Genomic DNA, 26,517 nt, shown 5'->3' on the forward strand with positions numbered 1-26,517 from the left:
GTTTCGCTACTGAAATCGTTACTGGGCGTCAATGACGCCGCGCGCCCAATCTACCGTCCACTGCGACGCGGTCGTGCCGGCAATCACATTAGGGTTGGATGCGTACATGGCGTGGGTGCCGTTGGCCAGCATCAAATCCCCGGCGCGGGAGATCAGGGTGCCGATGTCCTGGGGCGCGTCGCACACGGAATCGTTCGGCGCGCAAATCTCGAACGCCCGGTCGGAGACCTCGCCGAACCCGCCGGGGCGCGGCCCGCGCATCGTGGCTCCCGGTGTCACAGCGTTGACGACACCCTGTACCGGCTGGAGCGCGATCTCGGCGCCGATGCCCGGAACCTCACCACCGGGGTTGACACCCACGCCGTTCTCGCGGCGGCCGTCCGCGATCATGACAGCGCCAAGGAGCTTCTCGGGCGGGACGGCGTGCTGGCGCGTGCCAATCTGGTTGGCGATGTCACCGGCAATGACCGCACCTTGGGAGAACCCGGCGATGATGAACTTGGTGCTGGGACAGGTCTGATTGACGAACTCGAGCTCGCCGTTGGTGCGCGCGGTGCCTTCGGTGCGGGACTCGTCGTACGTCATCTCCTGGCGGCCTTGCTCCGTCTGGATGTTGCGGAACTGCGCGGTGTACGGAGTTGTCCACACCCGCACGTGGCCGATGTCGTACGCCTGCTGGAGGGGCTGCGAAATGGACAGCATGAAGCTGTAGGGGTTGGCCTGCGGGTTGAACGGGTCATCCTCGCGGCCGCTCTCCCAGGTGCCGGGGATGGAGACGAACTGCACCGCAGGGCACCATTCCGGCTCCGCGGGCGGTTCCGGCGAGCTATCCGTCGGCAGCGCGATGGGCGGGTCCAGCTCCGGCAGGCCGCCGTCGCCCGAGCGCCACTGGGCAATTCCCAGGGCGATGAGAGCGACGATGACCACGACGGAACCGACGATGAGCGGCTTGCGCACTAAGACTCCTTAACTACGGCTAGCTGGACAGCGTCAACTAGCAGAGGTGCTCGTGCGCGGTGTCGTCGATAAGCTTTGCTACTGCGTTGACATCGAGCTCGGTGCGGCGCTGCTCGATGAGCTGACCAGCCACCGCGTCACGAGTGATACTTGAACCCTGGCACACACTAAAACCTGTGCCTGTGAGTTGGTCTTCAACGCCGTGGACGTTGATTCCCTCGTTCCTGAGCGCTTCCAGGTAGGCGTCTTCCTCGGGCGAGTAGGCGGACACCTGCGACGGCACCGACTCGACCTCCTGGGCCGGCTGGTCCGCGGCCGAACCAGCGGGGGCCGGCGTCGGCTTGCGGGAGCTCGTCATGGTTGCGGGCGTCTCTCCGCTCGCTGTCGTCGTTTCTGTTTCAGCGGTTGTGCTTGTCGACGCCTCGGTCGACGTCACCTCCGAGCTGTCAACAGTGCTGGACCCGCAGGCGGACAGGGCGAGCCCTGCCGCGACCGACAAGGCGGCGAGGCTTCGTTTCATGCTCTACCTCGCCCGCTCGACGACGCGGCCGAAGACCTCGTCCAGAGTGCCGTGCTGGAAGCTGATCGTCAGACCGCCGGCGGGAATTGACTTCATGTCGGACACCGGCCAGCCCAGGCGACCCTGCTCCCAGCCGTTCTTGCCCCACTCGTCGAAGATCGCACCGTAGTAGATCACGTGGGCGCCGGTGGCCGGCGACCAGTAGATGTTGCCCTTCTCGAACTCCTGGAAGAAACCACCGTTGATCCCGCGCTCGTTGCCCCGGGGGTAACCCAGCTCAGAGGCCGCGGTGTTCATCTCGCCGTACTTGGCGCCGATTGCGCCGTGGACGATGTTGTGGCTGCCGTCCGGGTTGCGGGTGAGGTAACCGCCCTGGAACTTCTGCACGAAGCCCTTGCCGATCTCCTGTGCCTCGGCCACCGGGTACTTCAGGTCGCCGTTCTCCCAGCCGTTTTCACCCCACGCTTTGAAAATGTCACCCGGGATGGCGTATGCGCCGGTGGACGGGGTCCAGTAGATGGATCCGTTCTGGAAGTGCACGTAGCGGCCGACCCCGTCGGGAGTGGTCATTTCACCTGTGGTGGGGAAGCCTAGCCAACCCTGCGGTCCACCCAGGCCGTTGTACTTGGCCAGGATCGCGCCGAACAGCGCGTGAGCGCCGGTGTCGGCGCTCCAGTACGCGGTACCGGCACGGAAGTCCTCCGCCTTGCCGCCGGCGATGTCGTACTCGTTATTCACGCAGGATCCGATGATGCCCGACTTGGTGGCCTCCGCAATGGCGCCGACAGGCAGGCAGTCTGCACCGCGGTCTTCCGTAGGCACGCCGAGGGCGTCGGCGATGTGCGGCCACGCCTGGGTCATCTCGAACTGCCAGTACTCCCAGGAGTGGACACCGGACGGGCGGAACTTCACGATCGGCTTCACGTTGGTGCGGGAGGCGTAGTCCACGAACGTCTGGGTGGACATGCGGGAGATGACCTCGAGGCCGATCCCGGCGAGGTTGGCCGGGCCGCGGGCCACGGCGTTATCTGCGCCGAAATCGTCACGGCCGGAACCGGCGGAGACGTAGACCGTCATTCCCTCGAGCTCCTTAATGCCCAGCTTCGGGTCGTGGTCAACCCAGTCCTGCGAACCGACAGGGCCCCACATGGCCAGGGAGTCGTACCTGCCCGCGTCCATCTGTGCGGCCTGGATGGCCTGCGGCATGCCCGGGGTGGTGGTGTCGAGGTAGCCGGAGAAGGAGCCGACGAAGTCGAACAGGTGGGGGTTGCGCTCCGCGAGGTTGACCGCGGCGGTGCCGCCCATGGAAAGGCCGACGACGGCGCGCTTGCCGTTGGAGCGGAACTCGTTGTCCAGCACCGGCACGAGTTCCTTGGTCAGGAAGGTCTCCCACTGATAGTTCTTGCCGTTGTTCGGGCGCTGCCAGTCGGAGTAGAAGGAGGACTCGCCGCCGACCGGGAGGATGACGTTGACGTTCTTGTCGGCGTAGTACTGCTCGATGTTCGTCTCGATGGTCCAGCCGTTCTCGTCATCGCGCGCACGCAGGCCATCAAGGGCCCACACCTCGGGGAACTTCGCCTGGGGGTTGGAGTGCCAGTCGCGGGCGAGCAGGATCTGAACCTGCATCAACTGCTCCGGCATGGCGGCGGACTTGATGAATACGGCGACGCGGCGGTTGGTCAGCCACTCGATGCGGTCGACCGAAACACCGGCAGGAAGACCAGGGATCTGCGGGTGGCTGTCTACCTCGATCGGGGTGCGCTTCGGCGGGTCCGACGGACGGATGTTGTCAGACAGCCCCGAGCTGGAGCTCAACCCCGGGAAGCTGCTCTGGCCTACCGCCGGGACAGCTGAAGCGCCGACGATCAGCGCAGTCGGGATTGCGGCCGCGGTGAGCCAGTTGCGCCGCTGAGCCTGGCGCGGGGAACGAAGTTCACGCATGGAGGTCCTGCCTTTTCCTTTTTCGGGTCTGAATAGTTCCGTCATGCGCTCGTTCCGGGGGTTCCCCTCCCCCGGTACGCATGCACAACGATGTAATCGGTTACAACGGAGTACTTGTTACGGTACACGGAAGCTTAAGTTTCACTTGAGAGTTTATAGGAGAGACACGCCGTGTTAAAGGAGTTATAGATTGTGTCTACGCGAGATCAGTGTGAGCATCCACTGCAACGGCACCACCCGCGATACCGGAAACGCCAGCCACGCCGCCGACCCGCACGCGTAAAGGGGTTTTGGCTTCTCAGCCGCGACCACTCGAGCAATCTGCTCCGCCACGCGTTCCGCGCTGATCCCTGACCGCTCGTTGGCGTCCAACTTGTTCAGCATCCGCGTGAACTCGTCCGTGAAGTCACCGGTTTCGTCAACGTATTTGGTGCGCCGGTCCGACAGTCCCGTGGCAATCGAACCCGGTTCGACGACGGAGAACCACACGCCGAAGGGCGCGAACTCACGGCGGGCCGCCAACGCGAACCCCTTGATGGCCGCCTTGGAGGCGACGTAGCTCGAACGGTAAGCCAGCGGAAAGCTGCCCAGCATGGACCCGACCATGACCACGCGCCCGCGCCCGGCGGCGCGCATCGCCGGGGTCAACCGCTGCGTTAGGTCCACGTGGCCGATCACGTTCACTTGGAAAAGGCGCTCCACAGCGTCGCGCGGAAGCTCCTCGAAGGGCCCGGACTGTGACTCCCCGGCGTTGTTGATCAGCACTTCGGGGATGCCGTGGGCGAGGATCCCTGTCGCGCACTCCTCAATCGACGTTGGATCGTGCAAGTCCAGCGCAACGTACGTCACCCCGTCAATTGGGTCGGACACGGTGCCGGGATTCCGGGTCGTGCCGATGACACGGTAATCGGCAGAAAGCCGCTGCGCTGTCGCGCGGCCGATTCCAGAGGTGGCCCCGGTGACAACAGCGAGCGGCTTCATTAGCGCGCCCCTTACCAGGCGTTCATCACATCGAGCACGCGAGGCTTAGTCGCCTCGAGCTGGCTGCCGAACTGCTGCCAGTTGTGGATGCCGGTCGGGGTGAAGGCTTCGGTGAAGTTGATGCCGGTGGCGCGAGCCTTCAGAGACCAGAGGCGGGTGGTGAAGTTGGAGTATGCCTCGAGCGCGACGCCGGCGGCGACATGCTGCGGAAGGTAACCCGCGTCCGCCGGGCCGGGCCGGGCAGAGCCCGCGGAGATATAGACATCCGTGTTGCGCAGGTTGCCCATGTTCAGGAACGGGTCGTTCTCGAAACGAGCCGGGCTGATGACGGAGCCGTACATGGCGTTGGTGTTGTACCCGCCAGCGTCAAGCTGGGCGAGGCGGAAGGCGGTCTGCCCGCCGGGAATAGTGGTGGCGAGGTAACCCGAGAACGACAGAACCTGGCGGAACTGGTCGGTGTGCTTCGCGGCCAGGTTCATCGCGGCAGTGCCGCCCATGGAAAGGCCCAGAATAGAGTTATTGTTCGGCGCCACACCGAAGTGCTGCTGGAGGTAACCCGGGAGCTCCCCGGTGAGGAAGGTTTCCCACTTGTACACGACGGGGTTGTTGAAGTCGTAGGTCGCCGGCGCGGTCCAATCCGCGTAGAAGGAAGACTGTCCTCCCACCGGCATCACGAGAGTGATGTTGGAATCGACGTACGTCTGCGCGGCGTTGACGTCATGCAGCCAGGCGTTGGTGTACTCCGTCGCGCGGAGTCCGTCCAGCAGGTAAAGACCGGCGTTGCCGCCGCGCACGGCGGGCTGGATCTGGACCGGGATGTTGCGGCCCATCGACGGCGACCACACGTCGCAGCGCTGCACCCAGAATCCGACGGCGTCCCACTCGCAGGCGCCAGTCGCATCAGGACGAAGCCAGTCCCGGTTGGCCGCGTTGGCTTTCGGCGCGGCCACGGTCATAGACGCCGCAATGGCAAAGATAACGAGCAGCGCCGTCACAGCGCGCTTCATGGAAATGCTCGCGTTCACAGGGCCCCCTAAGGCATTGACACTAAAAGGTGACGTTGACGTTATCAACCTGTAGTGTTTCGCGCCAATAATAATGGGAGAAATCCCGTTAAAAGGAGCTGGACCACGCGACCTGCGGCCCGCCCAAACCGACGTCTTCCCCCGCATCAATACTGTTCAGGGTGGGTTGATCCAGGTACGTGGAGGGGTCGTCGTCAAGCTGCAGGCTCCTACCCCCGGTCAGGGAAAACTTAACGTTTTTCAAGAACCGGCCGGGGCTCATCGGCTCGCGGGAGGAGGCGAGGAGCTCCCGTATCTCCGAGGTCCGCAGTGCGGCGCGGGCCTGCTTAACTCTTGTGCGGTCTATCCACTCCGGCAAAGCATCAGCATCCGCCGCAGTATCAGCGATCTGCCACTCCAGGCCCAACCATCTGTCGTGCCCGATGCGCCCGTTAGGGTCGCGCGGCATCCGGGCGGCCAAGGGCGTGGCCAGGCCGACGGTGTCCAGAACCCGCATGTCCAAACCGGCGTTCATGCCGGTCATTCCCAGGTTGATCCAGTACGCGGTGAGCGGATGGTTGCCTAAGTCGGAGTCGGAGGCCATGCGGGGCAGGTGATACCAGTCGTATTTTTCGGGCGCGCCCGAGGGTGTGTCAAGCTGCGCCAGCAGCAACTGCGCCCCACCGTCGCGTGTGGCCTCGCCAATGGCGGTCGGCCAGTCGGGCATGACCTTCCACGCGAGGAAATCCTCCGCGTAGTGCGGTGCCTGGCCGGGCTCCTGCTTGGTCGCCCAACCCCAGAACTCGCGCTCGTCGACAATGCCCAACTGGTCACCCGCATCCAAGCGAGCCGTGTCAATCGGGTGCGCCTTGGCCACGATGGCACCGGACCATGCGGCGACCACCAGCCCGACTACACCGATCCGGCGCGTCAGGGGAACGACCATCACGGGAAGCAGCAGCGCGAACAGCGGCAGCAGGAGCATGCGCCCATGCATGAAGTCCCCGCCGACGCGCAGCACGTAAACAAGGTGCACGAGCCCGCACCCCGCGACGAGCAGCACAATGGTGCGCTCCCGACCATAGGACCCGATCATCAAGGCCACGCCGACACCCAGCGCCGCAGCGGCGGCGGCCCACAGTGCGTAGGGTCCCGCGAAATCCCACAGGTAAGCGAACCCGCTGCCCCAATCCGAAGCCGCCGCCGACTTCGCCACGGCCGTGTGCGGGGTGAGCAAACCGTAGTAGCCCATGCGGAAAACTTGGTAGGTCGCGGGCACCGGGAGGGCGACCAACAGGATACGCCACCACTGACGCGAATGGGCGGCGAGCAGCACCAGCCCGGTGACGCCTCCGTACAAAGCAAGCTCGGGCCTGACCAGCCACGACAGGCCCGACAAAAACGCTAGCCAAGACGCGACCCGAACACTGGCGGGGCCGTTGACAGGCTTGGCCCACCGCACAAGGAGAGCCCACCACGCCGCGAGCCAGAAGATGGACAGCCCCCACTCCAGCCCGGAGGTCGCGAAATCTCGGGCCGGTGGGAGCGCCAGGTAGATGAGGACACCGAAGGGAAGGACCGTGTCGGACCAGAACCTGCCCGCCGCCCACACCGCGATAACGCACGCGGCGACGGTGAACCCGAGCGCGAGCCACATCGCGACGTCCTCCAGCCGCGCCCGCGTGACCCACGCCGCGGCGGCGATCACGTACTGCCACAGGGTGGAAGTGTTGGCCTCTACACGCTCACCGGCGTTAAATACCGGGCCGTTGCCGGCCAGGAGGTTGCGCACGGTGCGCAGAACGATGAGGCCGTCGTCGCTCATCCAGCGGCGGGTCCACCCTCCCCAGAACGCGAAAACCCCCGCTACCAGCATGGAAGCCAGTAATGACAGGCGGGCGTTTCTATTCATTCGCGAAAGTTTAGTCAGGCCATGGCCGGGATGACATACACGGCCATCACGATGCAGAGAATCCACAGCACCGCCAGCAGCTGGAGCACCCGGTCCTCCAGCGCGATCTCGTCCGGTGCACCGCCGTGGCCTGAATCCACTTTGGCGGCGTAGCGCAGAATCGCGATGACGAACGGCACCATCGAAATCTGGTACCAGATGGAGGCCGGGCCGTGGATGGCGTTGGCGAGTTGGAAGCCCCACAGGGCGTAGGACATGACCACCGCTGTTGCGGAGAGTGTCCACACGAAGCGCAGGTACGTGGGCGTGTACCCCTCCAGGGCCTTGCGGATCTTCGCACCTGTCTCCTGCGCCAGCAGCATTTCCGCGTAGCGCTTGCCGGAAGCCATGAACAGCGAGCCGAACGCGGCCACCAGCAGGAACCACTGCGACAGTTCGATGCCCGCGGCCACACCGCCGGCCATGGTGCGCAGCATGAACCCGGAGGAGACGAGCGCGATGTCGATCACCGGGATGTGCTTCCAGCCGAAACAGTAACCGAGCTGCAGCACGATGTAGATGCCGATGACCCAGGCCAGAGCCGAATCAGTAGCCAGGAAGGAAAGCCCGATCGCGGCGGCGATGAGCAGCCCCGCCATGGCGTAGGCAAGGTTGATCGGCAGCATGCCGGAGGCGATGGGGCGAAAGCGCTTCGTGGGGTGTTCGCGGTCGGAGTCGACGTCGCGGGCGTCGTTGACCAGGTAAATCGCCGAGGCGCCGAAGCAGAAGACCACGAACGCGATGAGGACGTCGATAAGCGAGCGCGCCGTCAGACCGTCGAAACCCGCGGCGAGCGGGGCGGCGAGGACGAGGACGTTCTTCACCCACTGCTTCGGGCGCAGGCCCTTGATCATCGCGTCCGCGAGGTTCTTCGGCGGGTTCTTCTTCCGCGTGATCTCGACGCCCTCGGTGTGCGGCTCCGACTTGAGGAACGGCTCATCTTCTGCTGGTCGCGGGTGTACCGTGCTCACCGTGTCTCCTTCTCCAGGCCAATGGCCGCCTTGGCTACCCCGGCCCCGATGAGGGATCCGATCAACGTGTCTGTCGGGTAATGCACGCCAAGCACCATACGCGAAAGCATCATGACGGGGATGCCGACATACGGCAGTTTCGACCCGGAAATATCCGCAAGGTGCACCATCGCGGCCGCCGTCGACGTCGAGTGGGACGACGGGAAGCTCAGAGTCGAGGGCGTGGACACGCCGATAACGATGCGGGGGTCGGTCGGGCGCTTGCGGCGCACGATCCGCTTGAGCACGACGGAGGCTGCGTGGGCGACGAAGGTTCCCGCGGCCATCGCGAGCCACTTCCGGCGGTTTCGCTTATCGACGCCCACCCCGACGCCCGCCGTGGCAAGCCAGCCCAGGTCGTGCTCGCCGAAGTGGCTCAACGCGCGCGCGGTCCGCGCGACGGGCTCGTTGAGCAGCACGTTCTGGACGCTTACGAGCAGGTCAGCTTCACGCTTGCTCATCGAAGATCCTTCCCCAATTCTCGTGGCTTGTCAGCTCGCCCATGGCGGCAGCGTACTCGCGCTGCAGGTCCGGCCAGCGCTCGCGGATCTGCTTGTGCAGGGCTTTCGTCTGCGCCAGCAGGTCGTCGGCAAGCTGCTTGTCGCGTTTGCGGAAGGCCGCACCCGTGCCGCCCGCCGTCGAAACGGTGGCGGAATCAACGCGCGAGAGGGTGAACCACCGCGCCTCCTCAGCTGTCAGGTTGAGCTGCGGCGCCTCCCAGTGGGAGCGGTCCTCCTCCTTGCGCAGGTGCAGAAGCGCCTTGACGGCCCAGGGGATCTTCTTGATCTTGGCCAGGCGTCCGCCGATGTTGGCGGTGGGCACGCCCGGCGCACCGGTGGGGGCGGGCAGCTCGGCCGCGGACGCGATGACCTGGGCGTCCGGGTAGTCCTTGCGCACGTTCTGGATGCGCGGCAGGCTCGACTCGAGGATGTCGAAGAGCTGGTCGGGGCCGGCCAGGAAGTCCTTCATGGCCTCGATCTGGATGGCCATGGTGGAGTACTCCATGCACATGATGTGCTTGTAGGTGGACTTCAGCATGTTCTTCAGGATGCCGCCGGGGCCGACACCCTCGTGGTACATCGCCGCGACGATGAGCCTGTTGCGCAGGTGGAAGTACGCCTGCCAGTCGATCGCGTCGTCCTTGTCGGCCCAGGCCATGTGCCAGATGGCGATGCCGGGCCAGGTGACCGTCGGGAAGCCCGCCGCCTTGGCGCGCAGGGCGTACTCGGTGTCGTCCCACTTGATGAACAGCGGCAGGGGCAGGCCGAGTTTTTCGGCGACAACGCGGGGGAAGAGGTTCATCCACCAGCCGTTGTAGTCCACGTCGACGCGGCGGTGCAGCGCGCGCGAGTCGCGCTTGCGCGGGTCCATCTGCTCCTCGGGCGTGCCGACGTAGCCGAGGGGGTAGGCGGAGAAGTCGTGGTCGTAGACCGCGCGGGGGGCCGCGCCCCACATGAAGGTGTGCGGGTCCACCGCCTCGCCGGTGGTGCGCAACTGGGCGCGGTCCTGCAGGTTGAGCATCTGCCCGCCCACAAGGATCGGGCTTTTCGCGTAGCGGGCGGCCTGGACGGCCCGCAGGATGGAATCCGGCTCGATGGCGATGTCGTCGTCCATGAACAGGATGAACGGCGCGTCCGTGTTGTTCACGCCCTCGTACATGATGCGGGAATAGCCGCCGGAGCCGCCCAGGTTGCCCTGCTGGAAAATCTGCAGCTTACCGTTCAGTTTCTCCTCTGCTTCGGCGAAGTCTGGCTCGTCGGCCGGGTGATGGTTGCCCTGGTCGGGCATGAGCACATGCGTGATCGCCTCGAGCACGACAGGGTCCTCGGACAGCGCGTGCAGCGCGTTGACCGCGTCGCGCGGGCGGTTGAAGGTGGGGATGCCCACGGCCACCTGCTTCGGCTGCGGGGGGACCTCGGTGCCGTCGGGCATGATCTGCGCCTGCGGGTGGCGGTCTGCGAACCAGCCGGCGTTTTCCACGGTGGTCTCGGTGCCGGCCGTGACGTCGAACCACAGCCAGCCGCCGTCCTCGAAGTTGCGCAGCTCCAGCGGGATCTCCACGTGCTCGTCGCGCACCTCGACGCTGGCCACGCTGATACGCACGCCGTCGTGACGGGAGCGGTAGACGGAGATGGTCGCCTCGCCCTCGACGTCGAGGGCGAGGATGACACGGTCGAGCTGCGACCAGCGGCGCCAGTAGGAGGCCGGGAAGGCGTTGAAGTATGTCTCAAAGGACACCTCCGCACCGGCCGGGATATTCAGCCGGGTACGCTCCGCCCAGCTCAGGCGCTCTTTGTTCTGCTCCGCCTCGATCAGGTAGAGCATCCGGACGTCGTGCGGTTCGCCCTTGCGGGGCATCAAAACACGCGCAAGCGCACGATCAGCCTGGGCGGCGTTCGAGGTCTTTTCCACAAGTCTCACTTTCCGTTTCCGGCTCTTTCGGTCCGGCACTGAAACATTCGTGATTAAGCGTAACGGTTCGGACACGGGTTCCTCGACCGGCTCGCGGTTGGGTGGGGTTAGCCGGAGAAGAGGAGGCGCAGGCCTTCGCGGAGGTCCGCTAAGATGCGGTCGGCCTCCGCTTCGGAAACACGCAGGTTATCCAGGGTGAGGCCGTTGATGAACGCGGTAACAAGGCGTGCCTTGCGTTTTGCTTCTTCCTCGCCTTCCTCGCCTTCCTCGCCACCGAGCGCAAGGACGACGCTGTTCTGGAAGTCTTCCAGCACCTCCGTATAGAGCTTCGCAATCCAGTCCCGGGTCGCAGAGGCGGAGCCGTAGGTGACCCAGATTGTGGCGTCTTCGGAACGCACACCTCCGATCGGGAGGAGCTCGGCAAGCCTCGCCACCCAGGTTTCAAGCTTGTCTCCCCGTTCTGGAACTGCCGTTACTCGCTCTACCTGGCGATGGATGGAGCGGATGAACGCGTGCGCAAGCAGGGTGTCCTTATTCGGAGCGTGATACTGCACCGAGCCGCCGGCGAACCCGGATTCCTTCGCCACCTCCCGCACGCTCACAGCGTCGAGTCCGCGCGACGCAATGATGCGGATGGTCGCGTCGGCGATAGTCGCGGCCGATTCCGAAAACTGATGGTCCAGGGATAAGTCATTCATGATTGCGAGCCAGTCTAGAGTACCGTACGTTCGTAAGACATAATACGTTCGTATGAGAGAATCGGAGCAACCCGTGAGCTCGGTCATCCCCGTTATTGGCTTAGCGCTGCTTGACAGCCTGAGTCTGGGCACCCTTGTCATTCCCCTTGCGCTCATCGTCCACTGGCGTGCCGTTAGAGTGCCGGCGCTTACCGCGTACTTGTTCACCGTCGCGGCGGTCTACTTCCTTCTCGGGCTTGGGATGCTCCTCGGGTTCGCAGGACTGGGCTCGGTCACAGAACGCGTCACGCAGACCGACGTCTTCCCGTGGATCACGTTCACGCTGGGCGCGGCCCTTGCGGTCTTCGGCATCTTCAGCCCCGACCCCACAAAGCCCGAACCCGGGCGGTTGCCTAAACGCGCTGCCGGAACAACAAGTAGTGTGCCGAGCATGGTCGCCCTAGGCCTCGGCGCATCCCTTACCGAGGCGGCGACCATGCTGCCGTACATCGCAGCAATGGGCATTATCGGCAGCTGGGATTTCCCATCCGTGGCAAAGGCCGGGGCAGTGGGTATCTACTGTCTCATCATGATCGTGCCAACAGTCATCCTCGCTACCCTGGCGCTGCTCTTCGGCCAAAAGTTCTTCCCGCGACTCGAGCGCCTTATCCCCCGCCTCGAGTACGAGGCAAAAGTGACGCTTCTCTGGATCGCCGCCATCGTCGGCATCTACATGGTGATCCATAGCGTCCCGATGCTCCGCACCGACCTTTCCGCTCTGGAATACTCGGCCCCATGAACAGCACAGGCAATTCCTCGGGCCGCAACTACGCCGCCGCCGTGGCGCTGATCGTGTTCGCCGTCCTGTCCTTTGTGTTCCTGTCCGGGCCGACGGCCGTGTTCATCGGCGTCGCCGCCGCCGTCGCGGGCGCAGTGTTTTTGGTTATGGGCATCCAAGCCGCCAGCGACCGCCACCCCGACACGCTCGAGCAGGGCCTGTACGGCCTGCCGGAGACCCACTACGCCGACGGCGACCGCCAGTTCGGCCACGCCTCCCCGCCTGAGACGGTTGGCGACGCGGCCAGCGACGTCGACTGGGACGGGGATTTCCGCCGCGAGTTCGGCGGGGGTGATACCGGCGGCGCGCCGGAGGCTCGTCGGTAAGCAATCGAGCCCGGAGTCTGCACCATGAACACACCAACGGTCCCAACCCTCGCCCCGGATGCGCTGAAAAACGTCGTGTGCAGGGTCTGCGCCGGCACCTTCGACCTGTCAGCCACGGGCGTGTTTCCCGAGCACTTCTTCAATTTCCGGGCACTACGAAAACCTTGCAAGGCCAGCGGGCAACGCTGTGCGCACGTGAACGAACCACCGGGCAAGAAAGCAGCAAAGGCCCCAAAGAAGCAGAACCAGCCTCAGGCGCGACCGCCTAAAGAAGCCCCGACTCCGAACCTGCCTATCCTCCGGCTTACCTCAAACGGCAAAGCGGAATGCCCCGCGTGCTACAGGTTGCTCACGCCAAGCACGAACAGCACTCTGCCTGTACACAAAAACAACGGGAAGAGTTGCCGGATGAGCAACCGGGCATTCGAGTTTGTGACGCGAAAAGGCAAGGCCGCGAAGCAACCCTCGGCCACCGTGCAGCACTACACGCAGAAGTACAAGGTGCGCTCGCCGGAGGAAATCCGGAAGGAAAAGAAGAAGCAGGGCGGCCCGAGCAACCGGAAACGGGAGCAGGAACGTGAGCGTCGGCGGCAGCAGCGACGATCCGACAGCTATGCGCTCGATTGCTACGACAGCTGGGGGCAGGACGACCACAGTGTTGATCAGGGGCAAAGCGTGCGGACGTACCGCGGTGGCCTACCGGGACAGGGCAGGCGCCGGTAAGAGACGGGCACGGCACACGCGTTCCGCCAATTGAGGCAGTGTTAAGTCCGGTGTCGAAAACGGCAATGGGTCACCTGCAACCGCAGCGGCAAGTGAAACCGACCCATCCGATTCCCCGGTTTCAAAGAGGGTCATAGTCGACATCGTCATTCGCGCGAACCGGCCCGCACCCGAGTGGCTCGTCGCGTCCGCCCCAGGGGCCGTGGACCCGGTGAAGATGAACTGCCCCTTCGCCTGACGTTCATCAATAACGTGCCGCGCGAAATCCCACAATCTCGGCTGCAACTGCCATTCGTCGATGAGTCGCGGTGTGGCACCTTCAAGCAGTAGCCGCGGACCGGAGAAGATGCCCATGGCTCTGATTATTTCACGCCGGTCTTTCTACTGCCCCAACTTTGCAACAGCACCCTGGTAACGTACTTGTTCTGCGCCCTGAAGAGGGTCAGCGCGGAGTTGATCACGGGGACTCCCGCGGCGGCGAACGCCTCCAGATGGGCCATCCCCGGGAACAACAGATCCTCCAGGACCCACCCGACCACCAGATCGGGTGTGAATTCCAGGCCCGCCGCAGAGAATGACTGCACCCCGTCCCGGATATTGACCACCAGCTCGTGAGGGTGGACGCGGATCACGGAAGTGCCCCGGTCGCGCAGGGCCGGGAAGAGCACGTTGTGGTCTTCTTCATCGGTGTCGTCGCTGAGAATCACGATCAACGGTTGGTCTGGGCGGGGCGGTTCGTCGAATCGGCTCAGCATCGCACTGGGTTACCCTTCCGAGCACTCCCGTGGTCATATGCCTACTTTCTTATGTTTCTAGACATGGTAGGCGGGTGGTCCACCCCGCGCCGGGCATCCGGGAAATTCACGGCACGCGTGCCTGCGGGGCCTGCGCTGGCCGAGTAATTTCGGATTGCAAGAACGATGCAGCCCGTGGAGGACATAATGAGCACGAATTCAGACCGCAATCCCGCCGAGGACACAAACGACGCGCGCGAGCATGACGCGACTCTGTCGCCGCAGGACGACGGCGCGGCCGGGACGATGAACGACGACGAGCGCATCGACGAATCGTTCCCGGCAAGCGACCCGCCCGCCTCCTACGAGGGTGTTGAACCTACCATTTAGGAATTCATGGTCGGGGAGTTAGATGACCTTCTAGATCATCACGCCCACGATGAAGAAGATGAGCAATTCCCGAAACTGCGCACCCATCTATCCCAGGAGCAGCTCAATGAGCTCGGCAAGAAGGTGGAAATGGCTAAGAAGATGGCTCCTACCCGCCCTCATCCCAGCGCTCCACACTCAGAACTGTTCCACAAGACTGTCGGTCCCGGTGTTGGGCTAGTTGATCGACTCCGCGACACATTGATGGGCCGTGAGGCCAACTAAGCACCACCCACCTGCAGTGCGCTGGAAATCGATACAATATGGGGCAACCCACAAAAGCTAGTGGGTGTAACATGAGGTACCAGTAGCACTGAAGCCCTTTCCGTTTTCTTCCCACCCAAGGGTCGAATCTTGGACAGACGGTGGGGGTGCACAGTATTGGTTGCTAAATCCTTGCCAGTTACAGGAGAGGTGGCAACTCCGAAGACTATTTTTAAGGAGATAACAACATGTTCTTTCACAAGCAGACGTTGCAGTACCCAGCAAAACCAGAAAAACCAGACGCTGTCTACGCCCGCAAGCTCCAAGAGGTGATCGGTGGTCAATACGGTGAGATTACCGTGGCCATGCAGTACAGCTTCCAGGCCTGGAACTCTCACATCCCGGGTAAGTACCGTGATCTGCTCTTTGCCACGGCCTCCGAGGAATTCGGCCACATCGAGATGCTGGCGACTATGGTCGCCCAATTGCTGGAGAAAGCTCCGCTGGGCATCACCGAGAAAGCCATCCAGGAGGACCCAGCGGTGGCAGCCATCATCGGTGGCACCGATCTACAACAAGCCATTGTTTCCGGTGCCGGCGCCCGCCCAGTCGACAGCATGGGCAACCCGTGGAGTGGATCGTATGTCACCGCCAGTGGCAACCTGCTGGCGGATTTGACCTCTAATATCAACGCCGAGATGCAGGGGCGCCTGCAGGTCGCCCGTTTGTACCACATGACCGATGACCGCGGAGTTAAGGACTTACTTGGTTTCCTTCTAGCACGCGACACCATGCACCAAAACCAGTGGCTGGCCGCTGCTCGGGAGCTACAGGCGGAGGGCAATGAGACCCTGCCGGTCCCCAGCAACTTCCCCAAGGGCAAGGAGCACGAGGAGTTCTCCTACCAGGCCCTCAACTTCTCTGACGGCGCACATATGTCCGAGGGATCCTGGGCGTCAGGTGAAGCACCGGACGGCCTGGGTAAGTTCACCTACGTGGACACCCCACCAGAAGGCGTGCCGATGGCACCGCCGACTCACCCCGATGCGCGTTTCTACGGCACCACTGAGCTTCCTAACACCGTGGAAAAGATCGCAGGCAAGGTCCAGGAGAAGTTCAACAAGGAATAAGGCAATTTCCTTCATCACAGAAAGGTGCCATTATGACAACTAAGAATCAGTCCGATACACATACACCACCTGCTAAACGCACACCCATCCAAATCGCCGCCCTCCTCTACGGCATCGTTTTCCTTCTGGTCGGTATTGCCGGGTTCATCCCCGGTGTGACTCAGAACCTGGGTGATCTGCAGTTTGCTGGCCATGAAGGCCACGCGATGCTGCTGGGCGTTTTTCATGTCTCGATCCTGCACAACATTGTCCACCTTCTCTTCGGCGTAGCTGGCATAGCACTAGCACGTACCCCAGGTTCTGCTCGCCAATATTTGTTGTGGGGTGGCATCATCTACCTGGGACTGTTCCTCTATGGACTGTTCATCGACTATGACTCCGCAGCGAATTTCGTGCCACTCAGTGATGCCAACAACTGGCTGCACCTGGGTCTTGGTGCGACCATGGTGGGTTTGTCTTTCCTTCCCCGTCCTAAGCGCACTGCCCGCGAAACCTCGGGACCTGTTGTCACGGGGTAAGTTCTGTTTTTCACCACAATCGACTGACGGCCCCGGTCTCCCCGGGGCCGTCAGTTTTATGAGAGCTGCTTGAACAGATATCAGAGCGGTCGAGACGCTGGGGGGCAGGAGTAGTCACCGTCCCACCATATCCAGCAACGCCACACCCGGAGCCGAAATCCGCCAGCGGTCGCGGTTCGACGAGAAGCGGCTTGTTCTGCCGGGTGACGACTGCCCTCTAAGGGCGCCCCTTAGGCAACCGTCGACTCACCGAGCGGTTACCTAAGGAGATCGACGTATTTCGACCGCGCTATCATTGCGTGAATCAGCAATTCGTCCCCGTCGGAGGCGACAACCACGACAGTCTCCAAAAGTCGGGCGTGGGTGTCAAACCCGAGACGTAGTTCACGCCATTGCGCGGGATCATCGTCAAGGGGTGCGACCCATGTTGGAAATAAAGCGGCATGGATGCCGTCTTCCTCACTGATGCCGTGCTTGGTGGCAGAGGCCGCCACCCTCATGCCACGGTGAGAGCGGTGATCGCCTGGCGCATCATCTCTGAACGCGACAGATGCTTTTCGGCTGCGATCCTGTCGAGCGCCTCCAACTCCTCCGGGGTGAGACGAACCGTAACCACCTGGGAAGCTTCGGGGCCACGACCCGGACGCCCCCGTCCGCGCTTCTTCAGCGCATCGACGTCATAGCCATCCTCCGCCTCGGCAAGCCAGGCGTTCAGCTGCTTCTCGGTGATATTAACAGGCATGCAATTATCGTATTACGGAATTGGGGGCATGTCGAGCATCTCACCCAATCGCTTAAAAGAAGCTCCCGGCAACACCCCTGTAACCCCATTACTGTCTCACCGAAAAAGAAAACAACATCACACTGCCGGGGGCCAGGGGAACCGTATATTGCTTATGGTGTGAGACCCCTACTAGGCGGGAAGGTCTCCGGATTCCTTTAAGGCAGAGACATGCCTCGCAACGGTGGCTCTGGACAAACCTGTTTCCGCTTGAATTTCAGCCCACGTCGGCAACCTATCCATTTCTACCCAGAACGCAGTGATGAATAGACCGACCCGCTGCCGATTGCTGACCCCTTGCGCCTTCTTCTTGCGGTGAGTCTTTTGCAACGTCGCCCGCCGGCCTTGGGCGTATTCGCCTTCGGGGTCTGTTTCCCACCGCTGGGCGGATTTCTTTCCGCCTCTGCGGCCCATGGTGGCCAGGGCCTTGCGTTGGCTTGTGGTGGCGTAGCGGGCGGTGGGTGTGCCGTAGGAGTCGGTCTTGCCCTGGGTGACGTAGCCGCGCACACGCCGAGCCATGGTCTGGCGGTCCCGCATCGGCGGCATCTCCGGTGCCCTGCCGTCCGCGCCTTCACGTTGGGCGATGTTGTAGGCGCGCTCATAGGCGTCAATAATCGCCGCATCGGTCATCCGCTCCCCCGCTGCCCGTAGCCGGTGCGCGGTCTTCAGCGCGTGGCGAAAGGCTGTCTCGTCGCGGGCGGCGCGTCCCGGGTTGATCCAGCGCACCAGGACACCATCAACGAGATCCGGGTTGTAGCGATCCGTCTCCTCGCCCATCTCGACTTCGATCTCGTCGGCGATCGCGCGGAAAGCCTGGGCTTGCTCGCGGCGTGCCTTGACCGTCTCGATGAGTTCGCGGCCACTGGAGAACTCCTGGCGGGGCAAGACATGTTGGGGCTCGTCGGTCACCTCGCGTACCTCCCTGATGAAGTCGGACAGCCGGTCAATGCGGTGATGCTGCCGGTACCAGATATAGCGATCTGGGCTATCCCCTGTGTAGAAGGGGCTGCGGCTGAACCGGTGGGCGAAGTTCGGGTCGTGGTCCAAAAACCCGCCCAGGGTCCGGCTCGTCGCCGCCAGAAGCGCCATATTGGGGGACTTGCCGTCCTCGTCGGCGTAGACGGGGTCAATCAGCCACAAGCACTGCGCTTTGCCGCTGAGTCGGTTGATGCCCACCCAGGCCGGCCCGAGACCGCGGGTAACGAGCTGGACAAGGGTCATTATCCATAGCGAGGGTGACTCCGGGATCAGTCTCTACATTAAGAAAACTCGCTGCTTGCTGTTTCGCCGTCTCTGTTTTCCCACAGCCTTTCGGCCCCTGTATAAGGACACCACCCTGTCTGCGGAGCGATCGCTCCAATTTGGCATCCGCCAATCGTGGAATATACCCGTTCACCATACGGCAGCATAGTAGCAGCTACGAGCATCTACTTGGCGTTTTGAAAGGGGCTTGCTTGGCGTTTTGAAAACAGACCACTTGGCGTTTTGAAAGCGGTTTACTTGGCATTTGGGAAACGGGGCGGGCCAGAGGCTCGTCGATAGGCAAAGGCCCCTTACTTCTCCCACATCGAACTCGGCGCGGCGAGGGCCTTGCGGTCGCGCGCGAGGATGAGGCGGTCCAGGTCCGCGATCACCGCATCAACGTCCGCGGGGTTGTACTTGCGCTCGCGGCGCGCCTGCTGCAGTTCGCGGCTGGCAGCGCGCAACGCGACCTCCTGCAACTGCGCAGCCCCCGCGCGGGCACGGTCGAAGGCAGCCTTGCGTTCCTCCGAACCCTCGGGGTCCTGCAGGCGCTGCTCCGCGATCGAGTCGAGGCGCTCCTGCATCATCGCGTACGCCTCCGGCGCGTACTTCTCGCCGTGCTCGCGGACCGCCTTGCGCGCCGCGTCGAAGGCGCGCTGGTTCAGCTCCTCGAGCGCCTTGTCGCCGGCGGGGCCGTTTTGCAGGTCAAGCTTATCGACGAGCCACGGCAGCAACAGCCCCGGCACCACCATCGTGCAGGTGAGCACGGTCAACGCGATGACAGAGAGCTCGTGGTGGTAGCTCGTCGCCGACGCCGGGATCGCCAGCACGAGCGCCAGCGTGACCAGCCCGCGCATGCCCGCCCACGCCATGAGCAAGACCTCCTGCAGGCGCAGCGGGGAGACGTTTGTGTGGTGCTTTTTCTGGTTGATCTTGTACAGCACCCACATCCAGACAAAGCGCACCGCGAACGCGACGACGGACAGGACCACGCCCACCTTCACCGCCTGCCAGATGTGCGTGCCGGCGGTGTCGATGGCGTCGCGCACGCTCATGCCAATCAGGCCGAACGCCACGCCGGTGAACAGCAGTTCCACCGTCTCCCAGAAAGAGTGTCCGGTGAGGCGGTCCTCGGCGGTCATGGCCGAGCGCGAGGACATCTCCACCGCGGCGATGACGATCGCGATGACGCCGGAGGCGTGAATGGCCTCGCAGCCGGCATAAATGGCGAATGGGAGCACCCAGGTAAACGCGGTGCGGATCACGGAATCGGGTACGGAGTTGGCGAACATGGCGGCCAACCTGCCCACGACCAGGCCGATCAGCACCGCGGCGATGGCGGCGTAAAGGAACTGCAGGGCGCCTTTGCCGAAATCGACCTCGCCGTGCGCGACCGCGGCTGCCATGGCGACGTTGAAGGTCACGATGGAGGCGGCGTCGTTGAACAGCCCCTCCGTCTGCAGCGTGCCGGTGATGCGCTTCGGGATGCCCGCCGGGCCCGCCACTGCGTCCACCGCCACCGGATCCGGCGGGGCGATCGCGGCGGCGAGCACCATCGCGATAGCTAGGCTCAGCCCCGGCAGCATCAACATCGCCGTGGCGGTCAGCGCCGCGACGGTGAGGAACACCAGGATGATCGACATGGTCAGCACCACGTTGAGCTGGGAGCCGATTTGCCCCCAGCTCGTGCGCCGGGCCAGCGACCACAGCAGCGGCGGCAGGAAGGTCGGCAGGATCAGGTGCGGATCGATGGACACCGTGTCGATGCCGGGGATAAAGATCACCGGCGCGACCACCACGGTCAGAAGCGCCGGCCACGGCAGGCCGGTGCGCTCACCTACGGCGGCGACGAGGACGGTGGCCAGCAGCAGGCCGATTAGTGCTATGAAAGTTCCCACGGTGGGTCAGTTTACGGTTTCCGATATACGCCCCGCTACTCTGGTTGACTCGGCTCGCTTGCGTTATTATCCTTGTGTCCATCAGCTGGCCAGGAGGCGTGGTTATTTTCCACAACCTGGTCGGCGTCTTGCCTTATAAGGGGAAATAGGTTTTAGATCCAGCGGAGTAGGAACTCGACGTTCTTTTCGGGGACGGTCGCATGGATCCGTTCATGCTTCACACCGAAAACGATGTGATTAAGGCGCAGCGCGCTTACATGTGGAACGCCGCGGTCGCATCGCGCTACCTGACACGAACCGGATTCGTCGAGGTCGGTCTGCGAAATATTCTTGACGGGTCCCTCACTCACATCACGGGTTCCGACCACTGGTGGGAGGACTGCTACACGGAGTTTTCTCCGCATTGCCAGAAGAGCATCGATAAAACACTGTCGCACAAGGTCTTCGAGGGCGACTACCCGCGCGACCGCTTTGTCGCCAAATCTGAGTTTGGGCTTTGGACCTCGCTGCTGCACAAGAACAACGCCACGAACTTCCACCAGCTGGCCAACCACGCGTTTGAGGCAAGACGCGGGGAGATCTACCACTGCATGAACAGCGTGCGCCTGCTCCGGAACCGTGCTGCGCACCATGTCTGCCTCCTTGGAGATGACCACCAGGCAAACCTTCAGAAAATTGATGTCGCTTTGGAGTACATCGATCTGGACCTTCGCCGGTTTGTCGGTCAAGCGGACGACCTACAAAAGCTGTTGAATAGTTACGGCGCTTTCCTCGCCGGCAACTGTCATCCTTAGAAGCGAAGAACTAACGAAAGGGGCCTTCTGGGCGACGGCACTCAGTAACCCATTTGGAAAAATGCAGGTCAGCCTCTCTGAGGCTCAGGCTCCGCAGTCCTTTCAATATCTTTGCAACCTCGCCACGGTCGCCCCAGGCATACGCAATCGTTCCCGGCGCCACTAAGCCGTGAAATGCGAGGTGCCTGATGCCCGTTGCCAGCGGCCGCACGTCAGAACCGCCTTCGACCAAGTCAGACAGCTGCTTCTTCAGCTCATCCCTCTTCAAAAAATCTTCCAGGGCCTTGCGCAACTTGATCGCCTCATCCGGGCGGTACCAGTGCGCGATTTCCGGTGAGTCCAGTCGCACCTTCAAGTATCGCTGTCGAGTTCGTTTGCTGCGGATTCGCCGAATCCGTTGGTCCTCATCCAGTGCCGCTTCGAGCGAATCCACGGTGGAATAGGACATAGCAACCTGCAGCAGGTCGCTGTACCCCTGTGCTGTGTCGGACGTAAACCCGAACGAAACTTCCATTGTGGAGGCTGCTCGATACCGGTTTGCAAAACGCGACACCTTCGTAGGGAGATCGTTTTTCCACGGCTTGCCGGGAAAGGAATCTACATAGGTCCTATGGGCTCCCCATGCAGACGGATACCCAACTGGATAGTCGGGTTTCACCGATTCCACCCCCTAGTGGCCGCGGGGCTGCGACAAAGGCTCGCCGTCTTCGAAGAACGGGCGCAGCTGGTTATCAAACAAGGTCAGCGCGGCGGCGATGGCCATGTGCATGTCCAGGTACTGGTAGGTACCCAGGCGCCCGCCGAACAGGACACCTTTCTCGGAGGATTCCGCGGCGGCGAGGCGTCGATAAGCGAGAAGCTTCTCGCGGTCCTCGGGGGTGTTGATCGGGTAGTAGACCTCGTCGTCCTCACCGGCGAAGCGGGAGTACTCCTTGACAATCACGGTCTTGTCGGCCGGGTAGTTGTCGCGCTCGGGGTGGAAGTGGCGGAACTCGTGGATGCGGGTGTACGGCACATCCGCGTCGTTGTAGTTCATCACCGGGGTGCCCTGGAAGTCACCGGTCTCCAGCACCTCCCGCTCGAAATCGAGGGTGCGCCAGCCGAGGCGGCCTTGCGAGTAGTCGAAGTAGCGGTCGAGGGGGCCGGTGTAGACCACGGGAATGCCTTCGTGCTGCTCGCGTACGTCGAAGTAGTCGGTGTTCAGGGCGACCTCGATAAGCTCGTGCTCGGCCATTTTCTCCAGCCAGGCCGCGTAGCCGTCGACGGGCAGGCCCTCGTACGTGTCGTTGAAGTAGCGGTTGTTAAAGGTGTAGCGCACGGGCAGGCGCGAGATGATCTCCGGCGGCAGGTCGGTGGGGTCGGTCTGCCACTGCTTGGCGGTGTAGTGCTTGACAAAGGCCTCGTAGAGCGGCTTGCCGATGAGCGCGATGCCGCGCTCCTCCAGGTTGGTCGCCTCGGCCGGGTCTTTGCCTTCGCGCTGTGCTTCGATGAGCGCGCGAGCCTCATCGGGCGAGTAGTACTTGCCGAAGAACTGGTTGATCAGGCCCAGGCCCATCGGGAACTGGTAGGCCGTGCCGTCGTGCATGGCGAAGACACGGTGCTGGTAGTCGGTGAAGTCCGTGAAGCGGTTGACGTAATTCCAGACCCGCTCGTTGGAGGTGTGGAACAGGTGCGCGCCGTACTTGTGCACCTCGATGCCGGTCTCGGGGTCCCTCTCGGAGTAGGCGTTGCCGCCGATGTGTCCGCGTTTTTCCAGCACGAGCACGCGCTTGCCCAGCTCGCTCGCGGCTTGCTCCGCGACGGTGAGGCCGAAGAATCCGGATCCAACAACGATGAGGTCGTAAGTCATGGCGCCTATTTTCGCACATTTGCTTGTCGACGCCCGGTTGCGCGACACACCGGACACACCTCAAGTCTCAATACTTCCTTTAGACTTCTCCCTACCCTACAATGCACAATGATTAACTGTTTTCACACACACAACAGGAGCCCTACCGTGCAACAACGTCGACGCATCGCCCGGCCCGCGCCGGGGAAGAACCCGGTCCTGGCCGCCCTGATGTCGGTGGCCCTCATCGCAGCAGCCGCCTTCGGCGGCAGCCAGATCGTGCAGGTACAGTCCCTCGGCGGCGGGAACGTCTCCGTCGACCTGGCGAGTGAATCCTTCGCCGCCGGCGACAACATCGCCGTCGACGACGCGGCCGTGATGACGCAAGGCGGTGAGCAGGTCGAGCACCGCGTGGTCAAGGAATTCTCCCGCGAGACCCCGTTCTCAATGGTGGCACTGACCTGGGAAGGCGAGCGCGACATCGTCGCCTACGTCCGCGCCGAGCGTGCCGACGGCTCCTGGTCGGAGTGGTACCAGATGGACCCCGCGACCAACACCGCGGAGACCGCGAAGCAGGGCACTGACCCCATCTACATCGAGAAAACCAACCGCATCCAGGTCTCCACGGGAAACGTCGACCTGCTTGAGGACGGCCGCACGGAGTCCGAAGCCCCCACCACCGCCAACGACCTTGAGGCCGTGTTCATTGACGGCGGCGAAGGCACGGTCGAGGGTGACATCGCACCCGTCGCGAACACGTTCGCCGCGGGCATGCCGAAGGTCGTCTCCCGCGCCTCCTGGGGTGCGCAGAACACCGGCCGCACGCCGTATTACACGGAGCCGACGAAGGCGATCACCGTCCACCACACTGCGGGCTCCAACAACTACTCCGCAGCCGAAGCTCCGGGCATCGTGCGCGGCATCCAGGGATTCCACATCAGCCAGGGCTGGGGCGACGTGGGTTACAACGCCTTGGTGGACAAATACGGCAACATCTACGAGGGCCGCGCTGGCGGCCTCGACCGGGGCCCGATGGGTGCTCACGTCGGTTCCTTCAACGACCACACCTGGGGCATCTCGATGCTGGGCAACTACGACACCGCGGAGCCGACCGCGGCCGGCATCCGGGCCATGGGCGAGATGATCGGCTGGAAGGCCGCACAGGCCAACATCAACCCGCTGGGCAACGTCCAGCTCACCGCCAGCGGCAACTTCAGCGGCAGCAAGTTCTCCGCGGGACAGACCGGCATCTTCCCCACCATCAACGCCCACCGCGACTTCCACAACAACGCCTGCCCTGGCCGGTACCTGTACAGCCAGATGGGCGCGATCCGCACCGCGGCCAACACCAAGTACCTCCAGTTGCGCAGTGGCGCCGTGATCAACCAGCCGCCCACGCCGGGTGCGCCGAAGACGGACACCACCACGAACCCGGACGGAACCATCACGAACATCATCAGCTCCGAGGGTAGTCCGCTGGGCAAGATCTCCCTGGCCAAGCTCGCAGAGGGCGACCCAGCGGCCATCGCCGGTGCCGTTGGCACCGTCGCCGGCGTGGTCATCCTGTACATGCTCCAGTCCGGTTCCGTTCCCCAGGGCGTGACCAAGGTCGGCCAAACCGAGATCATCCCGGGCCTGAGCCTGTCCTCGCTGACCCCCTACATCGGCCAGATCCTGAAGTTCGTGGGCGGCCAAGAGGCAGCGGACACGTGGAAGCAGTTCGAACCCTTCCTCGGTACCCTGCAGGGAGCGGCCGCGGGCATTGGCGGCAACAACTTCGCCTTCTACTCCAACGGCATTGGAGTGCAGAACAACGAGGGCGAGATCTACACCCTCGTGGGCAAGATCGCCGACGCGTGGCTGCAGCAGGGGCTCGACGCCGGACCGCTCGGCCTGCCTACCTCCCAGGAGTACAACCCGGCCGAGGACGAGGTCAAGGTCGACTTCGAGGGTGGCTCGATCACCTACAGCCCGTCGAGCAACGCGGTCGACATCGACCTGAGCTCGCAGCGTTAACTCCTAACCGAGACCGTAGGAGCGTTCCACGGCGGTCTCCCACCTTTCAATGAGCCGGTCCCGGTCGGGGCCGGCCATTGTGCTGTGCCAGGTGGTGGTCTCCCCGAGCGTGAGGGGGGCGTCGATAAGCTTTGCTCCGATCCCCGCGGCCGACGCTGCCCCCATCACTGTCGTCTCGATGTTGTCCGGGCGCGCGACGCAGGCGTCGAGCAGGTCGGCCTGCATCTGCATGAGCAGCTTGTTGTCGGTCATGCCGCCGTCGACACGCAGCTCCGCGATCCGCGTTTTCGCGTCTTGCTCCATCGCGCGCACGACCTCGCACGTCTGGAAGCACGTCGCCTCCAGCGCGGCGCGCGCGATGTGGCGGCGGTCCGCGAACCTGGTCAGGCCCGAGACCACTCCCCGCGCGTCCGGGCGCCACCGCGGGGCGAAAAGTCCCGAGAACGCAGGCACGATGACCACACCCGCGCTGTCGACGACCTCGGCGGCGAGCTTCTCGCTTTCCGCCGCGCTGCGCAGGATCCCGAGCTGGTCCCGCAGCCACTGAATCAACGAGCCGCCGACTGCCACCGAGCCCTCCAGCGCGTACACCGGCTCCTCCCCCTCCACGTGGTACGCCACCGTTGTGAGCATCCCATGCTCACTGAACTGCGGCGTAGTCCCCGTGTTGAGGAGCATGAACAGGCCCGTACCGTAGGTCATTTTCGCGTCACCCGCGTCTAGGCAACCCTGGCCGAACAACGCCGCCTGCTGGTCCCCGAGCACCCCCGTGATCGGCACACCGGACAGCGGGCCGCGGCGGCGAACCACCCCGAACTCACCGACCGAAGGCCGGATCTCAGGCAGGACCGCGCGCGGGACACCCAGCTCACGGCACAAGTCATCGTCCCAATCCAGTGTGTGGAGGTCCATCAAAAGGGTGCGGCTGGCGTTGGTCACGTCCGTGACATGCACCGCCTCGTGGCCTTCGTCCCCGCGGGCCCCGCCGGTGAGGTTCCAGATCAGCCACGTGTCGATAGTCCCCGCGAGCAGTTCCCCGCGCTCCGCCCTGTCGCGCGCGCCCGGCACGTTGTCCAGAATCCACGCCCACTTCGGCGCCGCCGGGTAAGAATTGTGCAGCAACCCTGTCCGATCCTGGTAGCGGGCCGGGTCCCCGTCGTGGTTGGTGCGGGTGTCCTGCCACACGATCGCATTGTAGATCGGCTTGCCCGTCGACTTCTCCCAGATCACGGCCGTCTCGCGCTGGTTAGTCACGCCGAGCGCGGCAATGTCCTCATCCGTGATGTCGTGGCTGGCCATGGCCTCGCCCGCCGCCCGGCGCGTGTTGCGCCAGATCTCCACAGGATCGTGCTCCACCCACCCCTGCCGCGGCATGATCTGCTTGTGTTCGTACTGGGCGTGGGCGACGACCTTGCCCTCCAGGGTGGTCAGGATGAAGCGGGTCGTCGTGGTCCCCTGGTCGATCGCGGCGATGAGTGGCATGGGGACAGTGTAGTGGCGGGGAATCCGCCCCGGCGCCTCATGCCCGCACGCCGTGGGGCGCCGCACCTTGGTCATCGGGCCGCTTCATCGCGGACATCCGGGCAATTCTGCGCGACATCCC

General features: G+C 63.5%; 26 protein-coding genes. 8 read left to right on the top strand and 18 right to left on the bottom strand.

Going from position 1 to position 26,517, the window contains the following annotated elements:
- Nucleotides 1-18 precede the first annotated feature (18 nt).
- From G7Y29_RS09880 to G7Y29_RS09925, 10 genes are all read right to left on the bottom strand, one after another.
- Nucleotides 19-957 carry a cutinase family protein gene (locus G7Y29_RS09880; RefSeq protein WP_165002404.1) on the bottom strand — a complete coding sequence of 313 codons (939 nt, stop codon included), beginning with the start codon at nucleotides 955-957 and terminating at the stop codon, nucleotides 19-21.
- A 37-nt stretch (nucleotides 958-994) separates the two neighbouring features.
- Entirely contained in the window at nucleotides 995-1,477 is a 483-nt protein-coding gene (locus tag G7Y29_RS09885) for a hypothetical protein (protein WP_165002405.1), read from the bottom strand.
- Nucleotides 1,478-1,480: 3 nt separating this feature from the next.
- Complete coding sequence (locus G7Y29_RS09890; RefSeq protein ID WP_165002406.1) at nucleotides 1,481-3,418, bottom strand: alpha/beta hydrolase-fold protein; 1,938 nt, start codon at nucleotides 3,416-3,418, stop codon at nucleotides 1,481-1,483.
- Between the two features lie 183 nt (nucleotides 3,419-3,601).
- Nucleotides 3,602-4,399 (bottom strand): SDR family oxidoreductase, encoded by a 798-nt coding sequence (locus tag G7Y29_RS09895; RefSeq protein WP_165002407.1) that lies wholly within the window; start codon nucleotides 4,397-4,399, stop codon nucleotides 3,602-3,604.
- 11 nt (nucleotides 4,400-4,410) lie between these two features.
- The gene (locus G7Y29_RS09900; RefSeq protein WP_165002486.1) at nucleotides 4,411-5,406 is read right to left on the bottom strand and encodes an alpha/beta hydrolase; all 996 of its coding nucleotides are present in this window, start codon (nucleotides 5,404-5,406) and stop codon (nucleotides 4,411-4,413) included.
- A gap of 106 nt (nucleotides 5,407-5,512) precedes the next feature.
- Nucleotides 5,513-7,315, bottom strand: coding sequence for a DUF2339 domain-containing protein (locus tag G7Y29_RS09905; RefSeq protein ID WP_165002408.1), 1,803 nt, complete (start codon nucleotides 7,313-7,315; stop codon nucleotides 5,513-5,515).
- Between the two features lie 14 nt (nucleotides 7,316-7,329).
- Nucleotides 7,330-8,325, bottom strand: a complete 996-nt coding sequence (locus tag G7Y29_RS09910; RefSeq protein WP_165002409.1) for a decaprenyl-phosphate phosphoribosyltransferase — start codon at nucleotides 8,323-8,325, stop codon at nucleotides 7,330-7,332.
- The gene (locus G7Y29_RS09915) at nucleotides 8,322-8,825 is read right to left on the bottom strand and encodes a phosphatase PAP2 family protein (protein ID WP_165002410.1); all 504 of its coding nucleotides are present in this window, start codon (nucleotides 8,823-8,825) and stop codon (nucleotides 8,322-8,324) included. The genes G7Y29_RS09910 and G7Y29_RS09915 overlap by 4 nt, the downstream gene beginning before the upstream one ends.
- Entirely contained in the window at nucleotides 8,812-10,785 is a 1,974-nt protein-coding gene (locus tag G7Y29_RS09920; RefSeq protein WP_413228024.1) for a glycosyltransferase, read from the bottom strand. Before G7Y29_RS09920 ends, G7Y29_RS09915 begins: the two co-directional genes overlap by 14 nt.
- A gap of 98 nt (nucleotides 10,786-10,883) precedes the next feature.
- Nucleotides 10,884-11,474: a TetR/AcrR family transcriptional regulator gene (locus G7Y29_RS09925; protein WP_165002411.1), complete on the bottom strand. Its 591-nt coding sequence runs from the start codon at nucleotides 11,472-11,474 to the stop codon at nucleotides 10,884-10,886.
- A 52-nt stretch (nucleotides 11,475-11,526) separates the two neighbouring features.
- Between G7Y29_RS09925 and G7Y29_RS09930 the strand changes: the two genes are divergently transcribed.
- Genes G7Y29_RS09930 through G7Y29_RS09940 form a run of 3 tightly spaced genes read left to right on the top strand, consistent with a single transcriptional unit; the run spans nucleotide 11,527 to nucleotide 13,340 of the window.
- Entirely contained in the window at nucleotides 11,527-12,252 is a 726-nt protein-coding gene (locus G7Y29_RS09930; RefSeq protein WP_249399753.1) for a GAP family protein, read from the top strand.
- Nucleotides 12,249-12,617, top strand: coding sequence for a hypothetical protein (locus G7Y29_RS09935; RefSeq protein ID WP_165002412.1), 369 nt, complete (start codon nucleotides 12,249-12,251; stop codon nucleotides 12,615-12,617). Before G7Y29_RS09930 ends, G7Y29_RS09935 begins: the two co-directional genes overlap by 4 nt.
- Before the next feature lie 24 nt (nucleotides 12,618-12,641).
- Nucleotides 12,642-13,340 (top strand): hypothetical protein, encoded by a 699-nt coding sequence (locus tag G7Y29_RS09940; RefSeq protein WP_165002413.1) that lies wholly within the window; start codon nucleotides 12,642-12,644, stop codon nucleotides 13,338-13,340.
- On the opposite strand, the gene G7Y29_RS09945 is transcribed toward G7Y29_RS09940, so the two are convergent.
- Both G7Y29_RS09945 and G7Y29_RS09950 read right to left on the bottom strand, forming a co-directional pair.
- Entirely contained in the window at nucleotides 13,314-13,694 is a 381-nt protein-coding gene (locus tag G7Y29_RS09945; RefSeq protein WP_235933548.1) for an AAA family ATPase, read from the bottom strand. The two genes, G7Y29_RS09940 and G7Y29_RS09945, sit on opposite strands and share 27 nt — an antisense overlap.
- 8 nt (nucleotides 13,695-13,702) lie before the next feature.
- Nucleotides 13,703-14,095 carry an ATP-grasp domain-containing protein gene (locus tag G7Y29_RS09950; protein WP_165002414.1) on the bottom strand — a complete coding sequence of 131 codons (393 nt, stop codon included), beginning with the start codon at nucleotides 14,093-14,095 and terminating at the stop codon, nucleotides 13,703-13,705.
- A 186-nt stretch (nucleotides 14,096-14,281) separates the two neighbouring features.
- Here G7Y29_RS09950 and G7Y29_RS09955 point away from each other — a divergent pair, with 186 nt between their 5' ends.
- The 3 genes from G7Y29_RS09955 (at nucleotide 14,282) to G7Y29_RS09965 (ending at nucleotide 16,355) form a co-directional block, all read left to right on the top strand.
- The gene (locus G7Y29_RS09955) at nucleotides 14,282-14,464 is read left to right on the top strand and encodes a hypothetical protein (protein ID WP_165002415.1); all 183 of its coding nucleotides are present in this window, start codon (nucleotides 14,282-14,284) and stop codon (nucleotides 14,462-14,464) included.
- A gap of 491 nt (nucleotides 14,465-14,955) precedes the next feature.
- Nucleotides 14,956-15,837 carry a manganese catalase gene (locus G7Y29_RS09960; RefSeq protein ID WP_018016577.1) on the top strand — a complete coding sequence of 294 codons (882 nt, stop codon included), beginning with the start codon at nucleotides 14,956-14,958 and terminating at the stop codon, nucleotides 15,835-15,837.
- A 32-nt stretch (nucleotides 15,838-15,869) separates the two neighbouring features.
- Nucleotides 15,870-16,355 (top strand): DUF4383 domain-containing protein, encoded by a 486-nt coding sequence (locus tag G7Y29_RS09965; protein WP_018016576.1) that lies wholly within the window; start codon nucleotides 15,870-15,872, stop codon nucleotides 16,353-16,355.
- A 496-nt stretch (nucleotides 16,356-16,851) separates the two neighbouring features.
- Here G7Y29_RS09965 and G7Y29_RS09970 read toward each other — a convergent pair whose 3' ends face one another.
- The 3 genes from G7Y29_RS09970 to G7Y29_RS09980 all read right to left on the bottom strand — a co-directional run bounded on the left by G7Y29_RS09970 (nucleotide 16,852) and on the right by G7Y29_RS09980 (nucleotide 20,276).
- Nucleotides 16,852-17,097 (bottom strand): ribbon-helix-helix domain-containing protein, encoded by a 246-nt coding sequence (locus tag G7Y29_RS09970; RefSeq protein ID WP_165002417.1) that lies wholly within the window; start codon nucleotides 17,095-17,097, stop codon nucleotides 16,852-16,854.
- 171 nt (nucleotides 17,098-17,268) lie between these two features.
- Nucleotides 17,269-18,357 (bottom strand): replication initiation protein, encoded by a 1,089-nt coding sequence (locus G7Y29_RS09975; RefSeq protein WP_196820149.1) that lies wholly within the window; start codon nucleotides 18,355-18,357, stop codon nucleotides 17,269-17,271.
- A 332-nt stretch (nucleotides 18,358-18,689) separates the two neighbouring features.
- Nucleotides 18,690-20,276 (bottom strand): cation:proton antiporter, encoded by a 1,587-nt coding sequence (locus G7Y29_RS09980; protein WP_165002418.1) that lies wholly within the window; start codon nucleotides 20,274-20,276, stop codon nucleotides 18,690-18,692.
- A gap of 200 nt (nucleotides 20,277-20,476) precedes the next feature.
- Here G7Y29_RS09980 and G7Y29_RS09985 point away from each other — a divergent pair, with 200 nt between their 5' ends.
- Complete coding sequence (locus tag G7Y29_RS09985; RefSeq protein ID WP_165002419.1) at nucleotides 20,477-21,070, top strand: hypothetical protein; 594 nt, start codon at nucleotides 20,477-20,479, stop codon at nucleotides 21,068-21,070.
- 10 nt (nucleotides 21,071-21,080) lie between these two features.
- Here the strand turns inward: G7Y29_RS09985 and G7Y29_RS09990 are convergent, their stop codons facing one another.
- Both G7Y29_RS09990 and glf read right to left on the bottom strand, forming a co-directional pair.
- Nucleotides 21,081-21,584 carry a hypothetical protein gene (locus G7Y29_RS09990; protein WP_165002420.1) on the bottom strand — a complete coding sequence of 168 codons (504 nt, stop codon included), beginning with the start codon at nucleotides 21,582-21,584 and terminating at the stop codon, nucleotides 21,081-21,083.
- Between the two features lie 156 nt (nucleotides 21,585-21,740).
- Nucleotides 21,741-22,919: a UDP-galactopyranose mutase gene (gene glf, locus G7Y29_RS09995; protein WP_165002421.1), complete on the bottom strand. Its 1,179-nt coding sequence runs from the start codon at nucleotides 22,917-22,919 to the stop codon at nucleotides 21,741-21,743.
- A gap of 147 nt (nucleotides 22,920-23,066) precedes the next feature.
- On the opposite strand from glf, the gene G7Y29_RS10000 reads away from it, so the two are divergent.
- Nucleotides 23,067-24,914, top strand: coding sequence for an N-acetylmuramoyl-L-alanine amidase (locus G7Y29_RS10000; RefSeq protein WP_249399754.1), 1,848 nt, complete (start codon nucleotides 23,067-23,069; stop codon nucleotides 24,912-24,914).
- Between the two features lie 3 nt (nucleotides 24,915-24,917).
- On the opposite strand, the gene glpK is transcribed toward G7Y29_RS10000, so the two are convergent.
- On the bottom strand, nucleotides 24,918-26,396 hold the full coding sequence (gene glpK / locus G7Y29_RS10005; RefSeq protein ID WP_165002422.1) for a glycerol kinase GlpK: 1,479 nt from the start codon (nucleotides 26,394-26,396) through the stop codon (nucleotides 24,918-24,920).
- Nucleotides 26,397-26,517: the final 121 nt, after the last annotated feature.

The sequence above is a fragment of the Corynebacterium qintianiae genome (assembly GCF_011038645.2).
In the GTDB taxonomy this organism is placed as follows: Bacteria; Actinomycetota; Actinomycetes; order Mycobacteriales; family Mycobacteriaceae; genus Corynebacterium; species Corynebacterium qintianiae.

Coding starts and splice junctions, on each gene's coding strand:
- G7Y29_RS09885 (WP_165002405.1), bottom strand. CDS start 1,477: ATGAAACGAAGCCTCGCCGCCTTGTCGGTCGCGGCAGGGCTCGCCCTG.
- G7Y29_RS09890 (WP_165002406.1), bottom strand. CDS start 3,418: ATGCGTGAACTTCGTTCCCCGCGCCAGGCTCAGCGGCGCAACTGGCTC.
- G7Y29_RS09895 (WP_165002407.1), bottom strand. CDS start 4,399: ATGAAGCCGCTCGCTGTTGTCACCGGGGCCACCTCTGGAATCGGCCGC.
- G7Y29_RS09900 (WP_165002486.1), bottom strand. CDS start 5,406: ATGAAGCGCGCTGTGACGGCGCTGCTCGTTATCTTTGCCATTGCGGCG.
- G7Y29_RS09905 (WP_165002408.1), bottom strand. CDS start 7,315: ATGAATAGAAACGCCCGCCTGTCATTACTGGCTTCCATGCTGGTAGCG.
- G7Y29_RS09915 (WP_165002410.1), bottom strand. CDS start 8,825: ATGAGCAAGCGTGAAGCTGACCTGCTCGTAAGCGTCCAGAACGTGCTG.
- G7Y29_RS09925 (WP_165002411.1), bottom strand. CDS start 11,474: ATGAATGACTTATCCCTGGACCATCAGTTTTCGGAATCGGCCGCGACT.
- G7Y29_RS09930 (WP_249399753.1), top strand. CDS start 11,527: ATGAGAGAATCGGAGCAACCCGTGAGCTCGGTCATCCCCGTTATTGGC.
- G7Y29_RS09935 (WP_165002412.1), top strand. CDS start 12,249: ATGAACAGCACAGGCAATTCCTCGGGCCGCAACTACGCCGCCGCCGTG.
- G7Y29_RS09940 (WP_165002413.1), top strand. CDS start 12,642: ATGAACACACCAACGGTCCCAACCCTCGCCCCGGATGCGCTGAAAAAC.
- G7Y29_RS09945 (WP_235933548.1), bottom strand. CDS start 13,694: ATGGGCATCTTCTCCGGTCCGCGGCTACTGCTTGAAGGTGCCACACCG.
- G7Y29_RS09950 (WP_165002414.1), bottom strand. CDS start 14,095: ATGCTGAGCCGATTCGACGAACCGCCCCGCCCAGACCAACCGTTGATC.
- G7Y29_RS09955 (WP_165002415.1), top strand. CDS start 14,282: ATGAGCACGAATTCAGACCGCAATCCCGCCGAGGACACAAACGACGCG.
- G7Y29_RS09960 (WP_018016577.1), top strand. CDS start 14,956: ATGTTCTTTCACAAGCAGACGTTGCAGTACCCAGCAAAACCAGAAAAA.
- G7Y29_RS09965 (WP_018016576.1), top strand. CDS start 15,870: ATGACAACTAAGAATCAGTCCGATACACATACACCACCTGCTAAACGC.
- G7Y29_RS09970 (WP_165002417.1), bottom strand. CDS start 17,097: ATGCCTGTTAATATCACCGAGAAGCAGCTGAACGCCTGGCTTGCCGAG.
- G7Y29_RS09975 (WP_196820149.1), bottom strand. CDS start 18,357: ATGACCCTTGTCCAGCTCGTTACCCGCGGTCTCGGGCCGGCCTGGGTG.
- G7Y29_RS09985 (WP_165002419.1), top strand. CDS start 20,477: ATGGATCCGTTCATGCTTCACACCGAAAACGATGTGATTAAGGCGCAG.
- G7Y29_RS09990 (WP_165002420.1), bottom strand. CDS start 21,584: ATGGAAGTTTCGTTCGGGTTTACGTCCGACACAGCACAGGGGTACAGC.
- glf (WP_165002421.1), bottom strand. CDS start 22,919: ATGACTTACGACCTCATCGTTGTTGGATCCGGATTCTTCGGCCTCACC.
- glpK (WP_165002422.1), bottom strand. CDS start 26,396: ATGCCACTCATCGCCGCGATCGACCAGGGGACCACGACGACCCGCTTC.